Genomic DNA, 13,668 nt, shown 5'->3' with positions numbered 1-13,668 from the left:
ATTTTAGTTAATTACTATTTTGAAATATTTTTAATTTGAATTCAGGTAGCACTGCAAACAAATGATCAAAAATATCTGATTGAATATCTTCATATATACCCTTCCTTATTTCATGAGTAAAGACATATAACTCTATTGGTAAGCCATTAGGAGTTGCAGCCAGCTGACGTACTAGAAATGTAAAATCTTGTTGATATATCATGGGGTGATTTCTCAAATATTCTTTTACATATAATCTAAATATCTTGATATTTGTTACATAGTCACCTAGCTGTTCCAAACTCACTTTATCCATTGCTTCTTTTGTCAAATATGATGATTTTTTCAATTCTTGTATAAAAGATACAGTTGAGAGCAATACAATAGTATTTATGTCAATACAGATTGGTCCCTGGATTTTTCTTGCCATTGAGTCACTTATACCTCGCGAGTTCACTACATTAGTTGTTAAAAGACTAGAAGTGGGTATTGTCGAAATAGTTTGATCACTATTCCTAATTTTAACGGATGTAATAGTAATTTTCTCTACAGTACCTTCAACATTATACTGGCTAATACTAACAAAATCGCCAATTCGTATTATATCCTGCGAAATTAGCTGTAAGCTTGATATCAAAGCCACAACAGTATCCTTAAATAGAAAAGTTAACAACGCTGCTGCTGCTCCTAAGCTAGTAAAAAATGCACTAAGGGAAACATTTAGAATACTGGAAATAATTATAATGCTAGCAATAGAAATAATAAATATTTTCAATATTTGAGTGTATAAACTTAAATAGGATTGGATAGAAATTGTTAGTCTGTTTCGATAAATATCTGCAAAAGCATCGATAAGAGATAAGATTAGCATTGTAACGAAACCACCTGTATAGAGGATTATCGCAATATTCTTGATGCTAATTATCCAAGATAAAGTATGAGGTGGTTGTAAGATATTGCCCCAGAATATAATGTATAAAGCTAGTAATGTATGTAATAAATAGGTGTATATAGAATATTTTTTAAATATTTTTTCATAATCATGATGCCATTGTTCAATATATTTTTTGATCATTGAAAAGATTATTGTTTTAATAAAAATAATCAATGGAATGATCGAAGCTATCATAATGATTAACATTAAAATTTCTTGATCATATTTATGATAAAGAGCTAATAAATATTGTATTGTCATATAAGCCAACCTTTTTGTTAAAGATAGATAACATTAATTTGGTATAAGAATAATTATTTTTCTACCTAATTCTTATATATACAATAATTATAATGTACACTAAGCATTATAATGAATATTTTATAAAAAAGATTATATTTGACTAAAAATAATATCTATTTAAGTGGTAGTTAATGTTTCTTCTCCGATTGCTTGCAATCGATAAAGCTTGCGTATATAATAACCGTATGACCTTTCCAAATATCAATCCTGTTATTTTCTCTATTGGACCATTTAGCGTTTATTGGTACTCTATGGCTTACGTTTTTGGCGTAATATTTGGGTGGTTTTATGCTTATAAAATTATAAAAAGATTTAAAATTGGTGTTACTGCCGCAAACTTAGAAAATTTTGTTATTTGGGCTATTCTTGGTATCATAATAGGTGGAAGATTGGGCTATGTGTTACTATATGATCCGATTAAATATCTTTCTAATCCTATTCTTATTTTCAAGACTTATGAAGGCGGTATGTCATTTCATGGTGGGATGATTGGCTTAATCATATTTAGTTATTTTTTCTGCCATAAATACAAAATTAACTTCTTATTGCTATGTGATATATTAGCTACAGTTTGTCCTATCGGTGTATTTTTAGGTAGAATAACCAATTTTATTAATGGCGAATTATATGGCAGAGTGACTACAATACCTTGGGGAATGATTTTTCCAAATAGTGATCTACAAATAAGACACCCCAGCCAACTTTATGAAGCATTTTTTGAAGGAATTATATTATTTTTAATTCTAGCTTATGCCACTTTTAAATACAAAACTATAAAGATCCATGGTTTGAATTTAGCTATATCTTTAATAGTATATTCAGTATTTCGAATTATTATAGAAATATTTCGTGAACCAGATTTCCACATAGGCTTTATTTTTAATAATTTAACTATGGGGCAAATTTTATCATTACCTATGCTAATAGTAGGAATTTATTTAATAATACGAATTAGATGCCAATCGACTCCAAGATAAGAAAACTTATTGAGCAGAATGGTAGTATTAAGCTTGATGAAATGATGCTTCAAGTAACGTCCGTATCCCCCTCTTCTTATTATCAAAAACAAAACAAATTAGGTTGTTTAGGAGATTTTACCACAGCTCCAGAAATCTCCCAGCTTTTTGGTGAAATGATAGCTTTATGGGTTATTGACCAATGGTATAAAATGGGTTGTCCTCAAAAAACTAATTTAGTTGAACTAGGTCCTGGGCAGGGGGTATTAATGCGGGATTTGCTCAATGTTGCTAAATTAGTTCCAGAATTTTACCAATCTCTCTCAATAGAATTAATTGATATTAATCCCCATTTCATCAAGAAACAACAAACAAACCTAAAGATGGCGGGTTTACCTATCAAACACCATACAGCAGTACAATATATCTCTGAAATTCCTTCTATTATAATAGCTAACGAATTTTTTGACGCTATGCCAATCAAGCAATATGTTAAAGCTAAAGAACTTTGGTATGAATCAACAGTTATTATTGACCCAGCTGATGGTAAAATTAAATTTGATAAAATAGAAGTTAGTAAGGAATTGCAACGTTATCTGCTGCAAGAACACTCAAACGCACGTGATGGAGCAGTGATAGAAGAATCACCTAAATCATTAGAAATTATAAAATTTATCAGCCAGCATATCATGAAATTTGGTGGAGCAAGCTTGGTTATCGATTATGGTTATGATATAGATCCAATAAAAAGGACGCGTAACCAATATAATCCTACCTTACAAGCAATAAAAAATCATAAATATTACCCTCTGCTTGAAACCTTAGGAGAAGCCGATTTATCAGCACATGTTGACTTTTATGCCTTAAAAACAGTAGGCAGCAATATAGGAGTAAATGTACATGGATCAATAACCCAACGTGATTTTTTAATTAATAATGGTATATTATTACGAAGTCAACTCTTACAAAGTAAATTACCTACTATAGAAGCAAATATCATAGCAGAACAAGTTGATAGATTAATTGCTCCCAATAAAATGGGACTATTGTTTAAAGTATTAGACTTACTGCATAAGTCAATCTAGTTGGTGATTTTGTCGTCGAAACTTGCCTCCGCTCCTCACGTACGTCTGTGTATACTCGGTGAACTTCAAGAATTGGCGTTGTCGTGTCTAAAGATCTCCGCTGCTCACGTACTAATGTACGCTCCGCTGCTCGACTTTGACACTCCTGGCTCTTCTTGAAGTTGACCTTCGTCTACCAACTCTTCATTTACGAGCAGTGTACGTGAAGGTAGCCGGCTTCGTTTCTCCTAAAAATCCCTCAACTATCTTTGATTTATGCAGCAAGTCTATTGTGCCTTGTATATACTCAGGTAGAACTTTAAGAATTGGCGTTCCCGCGACCAAAGATCGAAGCTGCCTAGTTACTCATGTACGCTACGCCGCTCGACTTTGCTACTGCCTAGCTCTTCTTGAAGTTCTACCTGAGTATATACTTTTCCCGATTTACCCAATATAATCCCCTGCTATTCAAGAAAAATTATTAAAAAATTTGATAAGTTAAGAAATGCCATTACGGAAGCTCTATCTAAACTTTTCTGGATTAACTATAAGATTATATAAGGTATCACCTGCTGTCTTATGAACCAATGCAGATGGGTGAAAATAATCAAAGAACAGATAGTTGCAAATCTCATACTTACTACATGGGGGATTATATGTAGCTCTCAACTCTCCTGTTAATATTAACTCTAGTAATGTCATAAGATTTTGATGATCAGCTATATCCGAAACACAAGCCTTGGAGATATTCTTCCCTTTTTTCTTGTAATCAATGATCACATTCTTTAACGTATTATTTATATCAAATAGTCTTATATCAATTTCTGGATACATTTTTCTAAAGTTCTCTATTTTATCATTTAACTTTTGATTAAAATCCTGCGTTAATTGTGTAGCCACTAATTGTTTACTGGTATTGATAAAAGCCGGGATCAATCCTATATCTGGCACATTAGCCACGACTATATGTTTGACATTTCTTTTTGCTAAAAGCTCAAGGACATTAGATATTTCAGTAATACTCTCATTAATTATCCCAACAGCATCTTTAGAAAAAACGGCTGCCATAACATCATTTCCACCAATCATGATTATAAACAAGTCGTCTTCTCCAATATCTGGATGATGTCTAATAAGGGTATTAAATTGATTCTTTAACTGAAACTGATTAAATAATAGGGTATATGGTAAGTCATTACCAACAGATGCCCTAGCATTTGAAACAGCATAATTGGTACCAACTTTATCATGTAGACTATAAGTCACCGTACTTCTTAAACGTTCTTTTTGCAAAATCTGTTCAACTGGTATTGATAATTCTTTAGATTTTTGTTGTACAATCCATTGTTTAAATTCTGGCGTTATGTTAAAACTCCAACCAGCTGTTATTGGTAAACCTAACCCCGCAGCCACATATTCAACAGCTACTGGACCATCACTAAAGGATACTCCTTTATAGAATGGTGGAGAAAAATATATTTCCTTAACCCACTTCAATACATGGAAGTCTTGTTGCATAACGCTCAATACATTGTTAAGACTTCCAATAAAAGCTCCGGTGTCAGATAAACTGTCACCCATAATATACAATTGCCTGTATTTTATATCGGTTTGAGATGTGGATATCTTTTGTTTAGACAACAAGCTGAGGGGAACATTTTTGCATCTGTTACTGCCGCAGCCAATTAGTAACAACGATAATAGTGACATCAAGAAAAATTGACTCAATAACTTCATAGCAATATACCCAAATATGAATCCTCTCAGACTATGCTGAATCAGATAATTTTAAAAAGCGAAGATACTTATAAACCTCAATTTCAGATAATAAAATTAATCTGAAATTGGAATGAAAATTTATGTTAAGTTACTATTTTTTATGAACTTCCATTACGTATGCTGAGGTTATAACATCTTCAATGATGATAAATTATGACTCTAACTGATTGTATATTGAAAAACAAGTGAATTTTATTATTGTTTAAAACCTCAATTTCGGATTAATTTTAATCCAAAACTGAGGTTTAAAGTATTGTGCCTTGTACAAGAGTCAAGAGTAAGGTATAATTCCTATAGTAACCTCAAATATTGATGAAAGAAAAAGTATAATTTTTATTATTTAATATCATTTTGCTATTAGTGCTAGCATATATTTAGGATATTATACTAGACTTGCTGCATAAATCAAAGATAGTTGAGGGATTTTTAGGAGAAACGAAGCCGGCTACCTTCGCGTACACAGACGTACGTGAGGAGCGGAGGTGAGTTTCGACGACAAAATCACCAACTAGATTGACTTATGCAGTAAGTCTACTGAACACGGAATAAATATAAGAAAAAGTTTTGTATGATAGATGATGCTAAAATAGAAAATATAGACTTTGGTAATGCATTATCAGAGCGTTACCTCTCTTATGCTCTATCAACAATTATGTCAAGATCCTTGCCTGACGTTCGTGATGGGTTAAAACCAGTGCATCGCAGATTATTGTATGGCATGCTCCAACTAAAGTTAGAACCGACCTCTGCCCATAAGAAATGTGCAAGAGTTGTCGGTGATGTAATGGGTAAATATCACCCACATAGTGACGTTGCACTGTATGATACATTAGTACGTCTTGCACAAAATTTTTCTCTTAGATATCCACTAATTGATGGACAAGGAAATTTTGGTTCTATTGATGGAGATAACGCAGCAGCTATGCGTTATACAGAATCAAGAATGACAGAAATTTGTACCTTATTAATGTCAGATATAGATCAAGATACTGTCGATTTTCGTGCTACATATGATGATTCAGATACTGAACCAGTCATTATGCCTGCTATGTTTCCTAATTTACTGGCTAATGGTTCAGAAGGTATAGCAGTTGGAATGGCAACCAGTATACCACCACATAATTTACATGAATTATGTGATGCACTAATATATTTAATTGACCATCCTCAATCAAATGTTAACGATATTTTGCAATTTGTCAAAGGTCCTGACTTTCCAACCGGTGGAATAATTATTGATAGAATAGATTCAATCCGCCTAGCCTATAGCGTAGGGCGTGGTAGCTTTAGAGTAAGAGCAAGATGGGCAAAGGAAGACCTAAGTTATGGTTTATATCAGATAGTAATTACTGAAATACCTTATCAAGTACAAAAATCTAAACTTATCGAACAAATAGCTGTACTGTTAAAAGACAAAAAAATTCCTTTAATAAGCAATATTAGAGATGAATCTACAGAAGATATAAGATTAATTATTGAACCTAGGGATCGTAATTGTGATCCTAATGTAATTATGGAGTCATTGTTCAAATTAACAGTTCTAGAAAATAGAATTCAACTTAATATGAATGTTATAGGTTCAAATAATATTCCTAAAGTAGCTAATATACTGGAAATATTGCAGGAGTTTTTATTACACCGACAAAATATTATTACTCGCAGATCTAAATTTCTTATTGGCAAAATTGAACATAGGTTGGAAGTTCTCAAAGGTCTAAGAATAGCTTACTTAAATTTGGATGAAATAATTAAAATTATTCGTGAAGAAGATGAACCTAAACAAGTAATGATAGCTAAGTTTGCTTTAACTGATGTACAAGTTGAAGCAATTCTTAATACAAGATTGCGATCTTTAAGAAAATTGGAAGAACAAGAAATTATTAACGAGCATAATCTACTCGAAAAAGAACATGCGAATTTACAGAAAATTCTACAAGATCCGAGTGAATTAAAAAAGATAGTTAAGAAAGAAGTTAAAATGGTGCAAACAAAGTTTGGTTTTAGCACTAAATTGGGGTTACGCCGAACTAGTTTTGAAGAAGCTAATATTGTTGCTCAGATTGTTGATATTTCAGCTTTTATAACCAAAGAACCTATCACCATAATTTGTTCCAAAATGGGGTGGATTCGCTCTTTAAAAGGTCATAATAACGATTTATCAACTGTTAAATATAAGGAAGGAGACGCAGAAAATTTTATTCTAGAAGGCTATACTACTGACAAAATTCTTATATTAAGTGCAGCGGGGCGTTTTTTCACTATCCTAGCCGATAATATATTTAAAGGCAAAGGCAATGGAGAATCTATAAAATTGATGATAGATATAGATAATGAAGAAATAATAAGCATGTTGGTCTATAAGACTACCCAAAAACTTTTATTGGCAAGTAGTATTGGCAAAGGCTTTATCATTGATTCAGATGAGGTAGTAGCACAAACTAAACTCGGTAAGCAAATTATGCAAATTCCTGCAAATCATTCCTGTATTGCTTGTGTGCCGGTAGAAGGTGATTGTATAGCTTGTATAGGTGAGAACCGGAAATTACTAGTATTTAAACTAGACGAAATACCAATAATGAAACGAGGACAAGGGGTAATTCTACAAAAGTTCAAAAATGCTAAACTTATGGATGTCAAGATATTTGATAGTAGTTTAGGACTAAGCTGGAAAGTAGGAGAAAAGATTAGGGTAGAGAAAGATCTTTTACCATTTCTTGGACGACGAGGTTCGGTTGGTAAAATCCCTCCTAGTGGATTCCCTAGAAATAATAAATTTTCTTAAGATGAAAATATATGAATAATTCCTCTAATTATATTAATAATTCTTTTGCCAAGATAGGCATGAATACTATTAAAAAAAGGTCTAATAATAGTTCAGTTATGGACTATATCCTACTCATGAAGCCAAGAGTTATGGCACTTGTTGTATTTACCAGCTTTTCTGGTCTATGGCTTGCTCCATACCCCATCCATCCATTTATAGCTTGCATCGCTATGCTCTGTATTACACTTGGAGCTGGTAGTAGTGCAGCTATTAACATGTGGTATGATAGGGATATTGATGCGATAATGAAACGTACACAAAATAGACCTCTAGTTATTGGGGTTATCGAACCACAAGACGCTTTAGCTTTTGGCGTGGTTGTGGGGTTTTTTTCAGTTTTTTTGATGGGACTTTGTGTTAATCTACTATCTGCTTTATTGTTACTAATAACCATATTGTATTATGTCTTCATTTATACTATGTGGTTAAAACGTTCAACCATGCAAAATATAGTTATTGGAGGGGTTGCAGGTGCATTGCCTCCTATGATTGGCTGGGCAACAGTAACTAATGAGATTTCACTTTTCTCCTTTTCTTTATTTATGATTATTCTAACCTGGACACCGCCACACTCGTGGGCATTAGCAATCTTTCGCTCAGAAGATTACAAAAATTGTGGTGTCCCGATGATGCCAGTGGTAAAGGGAGAATATTATACTAAGAAACAAATTCTTGCCTATAGTATCATTATGTTTATTACTTCATTTACGCCCTTTTTTTTAGGAATAAGTAATCTTGTATATTTAGTAACTGCATTTATACTGGGGCTAATTTTTTTATACTATGCTGCCTCTCTGTTTAGTGATAAAGATCATAAACAAGCTAAAAAACTATTTGCCTATTCGATATTTTATCTTTTTAGTATTTTTTTAATATTGGACTTCTCTCGAAACTAACCGCTTGTGGATAGCAACAGAACAATTTAAAAGCCGGGCTGTTTAAAACAGCCCAATTTTAAAATTACCCTAAGCAACTATCCCTCCTACCTCAAAAGCTGTTAATGGCTTTGAAGTAGGAGGAATAATTTATGGCACTTTATTCACTATATTATTATGAGTAGCCTTAAGACTCGTTAGCAGCACACAAACCGAGGATCTTGGCAGTATATTCTTCAGTAGGGGGATAAATATAGAGTGTAGGATTCAAGTAATGAGTTTTGTATTCTGCTTGCATATCCTGACAGAATTCTGAAGATTCTTTTAAAAAAGGATAAAGCATTGAATAGAGCGCATAGACTTTGCCCTCAAACTCAGTAGGGTTTGACTTCGATATTTGCTTAGTCGACTGTTGCAATTGCTCAACAATCTTTTGTCTTTTAGTAGTAGTAGCATCTGTATGTGGGTAACAATCTAGAGCTTGTACTTTCTGATATACTTTACCACCTAAACAGACCTTAGCTAAGCAATCCTTCTCTTTATCTTCATATCCATCTTGAGCAACAATCTTAGCTATTTTCATCTTCCTATTAGTATCAACTATATACGTATTTTGTGCATTTTTACAAATAAAACGAAAATTCATAACTTTACTATAAATTTGTTCAGCCTTTGGTTGATCTGAAGGTAAAAGAACTCCAGCTAAATTTAGCAAAACTATATCTTCCACAGTAGCTTCCCATATATTTGGATCAACATCAAGAGCCTTTTTACAAACTATTCTTGCTTTCTCCATTTTATTTGAAGACAAAAGAACGTCAGCAAGAAGCACCAAAATTTTAGGATCATCTATAGTTTTATATACATCAGGATTCTCTTTAACAGCTTCACTCAAAATACTTTTAGCCTTATCTTTATCAATCTTATACTGTTCCTCATAATGATTAAGTGACGTAATCGAGTTAGCTAACTTAGTTAACTCCTTTAAAACCTTCTCGTCAAGAGGCTTAGCTATAGGAGCTGTAGGAGTCTTTTTAGCAACTTCCACAAATGGGATACTGGTATACGCTGGTGCTAGAGATGAAGTAGTAGTAGAGTCACCGACTTCATCCACTTTAGTATCTTTTGTAGGTGAAGCTTTAGCTTTAATTGTCTCTAATTTAGCATTGTATACAGCGTTAGCTTTCTCTAATTCAGCTTTTAATACAGCTTTGTGTGTAGCTTCAAGTTTCTCTATCTGTTCCTGATGTTCAGCACGAGTTATAGCCGTCTCTAACTTATTGGAAGCTTTTTCAAGCTGTTCTTGAAGTTTTTCAACGTCTTTTCCAGCTTTCTTTATCTCAGGGTTTACAACTGAAGCTGCAGGTGCCGTAGCAACTGTTGGATTTGAGTTGTACTTTAAAACATAGGCAGCAACTTCTTTATCATTAACTTGGTTAATAAGGTAATTTTGCCATTTTTTAAGGATATCATGAATATCTTGACGTTGTGTAAGATTATTCTTTGATTTGTCTTCAAAATACTTCAAAGCTTCCTTTGGATCTTTTATTGTACTAAAGTATAGATCAAATATTTGGAAATTATGGCTATTTTCATTCAAATACTTCATTTCTGCACGAGCTTGGTCATGTTTTCCAAGCTTAATTAGTAACTGAACTTTTGTTGCAACCTTTTCTAATAAACTATTGTATTTTTCAGAAATGCTTGGTACTTTTGTTTGTACATCTTTATCAAGATTTGTATATATCTTTACCCATCTTTCTAGTCCTATTATAGATTCATCTATATTAGGACCATAATTTTTATACGCATGTAATAAATGTGTATTATGTTCTTTAAACTCACTTGCTCGGAAAGCACTAATAGCTTGATACTCGTATGTCTTAAATAATAATTGCTTTGTTTCCTCAGGTTTAAGGATACGATCTTTTTTGATCTCGTCATGTAAAATTTTATATTTATCCTGAGCCTCAGTATAACTGAATTCGAGAGGCGTTCTGATCTTTTGTATATCACCATATTGTTGATTTAAAGCTTCAAGCATGTCTTGGAAAGTTTTAAATGCGGCTTGGGAATATTTAGATTTGAGTGCTGCTAAAAACTGATCAGTACCAGTATCATTAACAGTACTCCTATCTAGACTAGCACTCTTATTTTGACTAGCACTCTTATCTGGACTAGATTTCTTAATATTTTTAAACATAATATCCTCCTGGTATAGTTATTGTTTTATTATTTAATTATTAGCAGTTAGATTTTATATTATCTAAACCTGCTGTCCAACTTCAGTTGGACTACACACATAGCTGTCATCCGAGCTACGGTGGGAATGACAGCGTTTGTACTACTGGTACTCCAGTATTACATTTTAGTATGTAGAAATAGGCTCTTGCATAACTTCATTCTTGTAAGGTAATCTTATTGTCAAAATTAAGTAAGGAATTATACATATCTTGTTCCACTTATACTCCTTACTTAATTTTTTTCCAAAACTTCCTCTTTCATAATTTAGCGATACAAGACGTCTTCAGTAGATTAAGACAGGTTTATAGCCAGTAATCAAGTAATATCAAATAACATCACGAAAATTATATTAATAACTCTAATAAATAGTAACTTTTTTGTAACTTATGATATTTTTGCAAATACTTTAAGTTTTTCAGTATAGTTAACCTCAACTATTGATGTAAGACATCGGTTTAATAGCTCCGATGTCATCAACTGTTGAAAGTTAGAAGAGGAAGCGGTTTTAATATAAGGAAAAATGCATTCTTAAAGCGGCTAACGCGACTTATCTTCGAGATGGATAGGATCAAAATTGTGCCATAAAACGAGGTTAGTATGCGGTGTATGGGATAGAAATGGTATAGGTATTTGTAAACTTTCAACAGTTGTGCGTTAGATGCCGTGGCGATCTAGTGAAGTGAGGTGTAATACTGCATAAAGATTGCCGCTTCGCCGCTTTTTCGCGACTCCTCGCAATGACGAACAGCAGCCATTTTAATAGTGGTTATATAAAAAATGTACTATGATATCCTGCACCGAAGCAGGGATGACATTTTTTTAAAGCAGAAGAGTATATCCATCCTCTTAATTTTCTATAGCTAACAAATATCATATTATCAAGTCCTTTATTTGTAATTGAATAGTATTAGACTCTTTCCAACTGTTCATTTTTAATGAACCAATTACAGAAATATTATATGACTTAATATTAAGTAAAATATTTTCTATAGGACTAGATACAGCATTAAAAGCAATAGCAGGAAGTGCTTTAGAGCCAAAAGTTTCCTTAGAAGGAGCAAGCAAACATCTTATATGTTTACCACCGACTATGTCAGCTTTTAATACAAAAAGATTAGAGAATTTAAATATTGGCTCATGATTTCCTTGGCCAAATGGTTCGAGTTTACTTAGCTCATCCATTAGCGGTAAATTTACACTACTTGTAGTAAGTTCCGCATCATATTCTTCATAGGCAATATCATTCTGATTACTCATATCATTCTGATTACTCATATCAATCTTAAAGGCATGATTTAAGAATTCTTGCAACTCTAGTAATTTTTCTTCTAATACTGTAAATCCAGCAGCCATTGCATGCCCACCACCAGCTACAAGTAACTCTTTAGTCTTGGCATTGATAATTTTACTACCAAAATCAACATTTTTGATGGAACGACAAGAAGCCTTACCTATTCCATCATTTAAAGCTATAACTGCAACTGGTTTATTAAATTTTTCTTTTAATCTGCCAGCGACAATGCCGATAACACCCGGATGCCACCCTTTACCAACTATAAATAATGAACTATCATTTTCTTGGGTTAAAGCTATTTGAGTAGCTTCCTCTATCATTATCAGCTCTATTACTTTTCGCTCATTATTATGTTTCTCCAACTCCTGTGCAAGTAGATTTGCTTCTATTGCACATTCGGTAGATAAAAGACTAGCACCCAATGATGATTTACCAACTCTTCCACCGGCATTGATCCTAGGCCCCAAGACAAATCCCAAATGATAACAGTTTGGTTTTTCATTTAAACCAGCAACATCACATAAAGTCTTCATACCTAAATTTTTTCTTTGACCAAGGATTTTTAATCCTTGAGCAACAAAAGCACGATTTAAGTGAATAAGCTTCATTACATCGCATACTGTTCCAAGTGCGACTAAGTCTAAATATTGCATTAAATTTGGTAGAGTATGGCATTTTGAATATACACTATTTTGTATCGAACACGAAGCTATATCGGTAAAGAAATTTTGTTTTTTTAACTCGGATAATAAGGCGGTAGCAAATAAAAATGATACTCCTACAGCTGCTAGGTACTTATATCTACTGGTCTCATCGATACGATTCGGGTTAACAACAGCAACAGCGTCAGGCAATATATCACTACTAATGTGATGATCGATAACTATTACATCAAGCTTTACTTGCGCTGCATATTTTAGAGCCTCATGTGCCATTGCTCCACAATCAACAGTAATAAGTAGCTCAGTAGCATTATCCTTAATTTTCTGCATAGCAGCTGGGGTCGGTCCATACCCTTCAGCAATTCGGTTTGGAACATAAATATCAGCTTCTTGCCCTAAATCTCTAAATATATTCTTAAGTAGTGATGAAGAAGTAGCTCCGTCAACGTCATAATCAGCAAATATACAGATTTTCTGTTTATTTATAATAGCTTCTATAGTCCTATCTACTGCTTTTTGCATATCAAGTAAATGAAAAGGATCTGGCAGTAAATTCTTGAGCTTAGGTGATAAAAAATCTATAGCTTGTGACAAGTTCTCTAAGCGAGGAAATAGAACCCGTGCTAGAAAATCACTGATTCCTACAGAACGACAAAGTTCTGAAACATCATCCTCGTTTACTGATCGCTGTTGCCAAATTTTTCCATTTACTGAACGTTTGGGTTCTAGTGGTACTATCATGTAAGGCAACCCT

The 13,668-nt window shown here is 33.1% G+C and carries 9 protein-coding genes; 4 read left to right on the top strand and 5 right to left on the bottom strand.

Going from position 1 to position 13,668, the window contains the following annotated elements; genetic code table 11:
• Positions 1–7: 7 nt before the first annotated feature.
• Complete coding sequence (locus AAGD36_RS04285) at positions 8–1,168, bottom strand: mechanosensitive ion channel family protein (RefSeq protein WP_341756004.1); 1,161 nt, start codon at positions 1,166–1,168, stop codon at positions 8–10.
• A gap of 233 nt (positions 1,169–1,401) precedes the next feature.
• Here AAGD36_RS04285 and lgt point away from each other — a divergent pair, with 233 nt between their 5' ends.
• Together lgt and AAGD36_RS04275 are read left to right on the top strand one after the other, a co-directional pair.
• Complete coding sequence (gene lgt / locus AAGD36_RS04280; RefSeq protein WP_341755074.1) at positions 1,402–2,193, top strand: prolipoprotein diacylglyceryl transferase; 792 nt, start codon at positions 1,402–1,404, stop codon at positions 2,191–2,193.
• Complete coding sequence (locus AAGD36_RS04275; RefSeq protein ID WP_341755073.1) at positions 2,172–3,257, top strand: class I SAM-dependent methyltransferase; 1,086 nt, start codon at positions 2,172–2,174, stop codon at positions 3,255–3,257. The genes lgt and AAGD36_RS04275 overlap by 22 nt, the downstream gene beginning before the upstream one ends.
• A gap of 183 nt (positions 3,258–3,440) precedes the next feature.
• Here AAGD36_RS04275 and AAGD36_RS04270 read toward each other — a convergent pair whose 3' ends face one another.
• Entirely contained in the window at positions 3,441–3,581 is a 141-nt protein-coding gene (locus tag AAGD36_RS04270; protein ID WP_341755072.1) for a hypothetical protein, read from the bottom strand.
• 177 nt (positions 3,582–3,758) lie between these two features.
• Positions 3,759–4,817: an SGNH/GDSL hydrolase family protein gene (locus AAGD36_RS04265; protein ID WP_341755071.1), complete on the bottom strand. Its 1,059-nt coding sequence runs from the start codon at positions 4,815–4,817 to the stop codon at positions 3,759–3,761.
• A gap of 769 nt (positions 4,818–5,586) precedes the next feature.
• Here AAGD36_RS04265 and parC point away from each other — a divergent pair.
• Complete coding sequence (parC, locus tag AAGD36_RS04260) at positions 5,587–7,797, top strand: DNA topoisomerase IV subunit A (protein WP_341756003.1); 2,211 nt, start codon at positions 5,587–5,589, stop codon at positions 7,795–7,797.
• 59 nt (positions 7,798–7,856) lie between these two features.
• Positions 7,857–8,735: a heme o synthase gene (cyoE, locus tag AAGD36_RS04255; protein WP_341756002.1), complete on the top strand. Its 879-nt coding sequence runs from the start codon at positions 7,857–7,859 to the stop codon at positions 8,733–8,735.
• Positions 8,736–8,901: 166 nt separating this feature from the next.
• On the opposite strand, the gene AAGD36_RS04250 is transcribed toward cyoE, so the two are convergent.
• Together AAGD36_RS04250 and recJ are read right to left on the bottom strand one after the other, a co-directional pair.
• Positions 8,902–10,917, bottom strand: a complete 2,016-nt coding sequence (locus tag AAGD36_RS04250) for a hypothetical protein (protein ID WP_341755070.1) — start codon at positions 10,915–10,917, stop codon at positions 8,902–8,904.
• A gap of 911 nt (positions 10,918–11,828) precedes the next feature.
• Positions 11,829–13,655 (bottom strand): single-stranded-DNA-specific exonuclease RecJ, encoded by a 1,827-nt coding sequence (gene recJ, locus AAGD36_RS04245; RefSeq protein WP_341755069.1) that lies wholly within the window; start codon positions 13,653–13,655, stop codon positions 11,829–11,831.
• Positions 13,656–13,668: the final 13 nt, after the last annotated feature.

The organism is Candidatus Tisiphia endosymbiont of Ptychoptera albimana, from assembly GCF_964026605.1.
Classification (GTDB): Bacteria; Pseudomonadota; Alphaproteobacteria; order Rickettsiales; family Rickettsiaceae; genus Tisiphia.
Note: the sequence above shows the minus strand (reverse complement) of the source record. Positions and strands in the feature narration are given on the sequence as shown.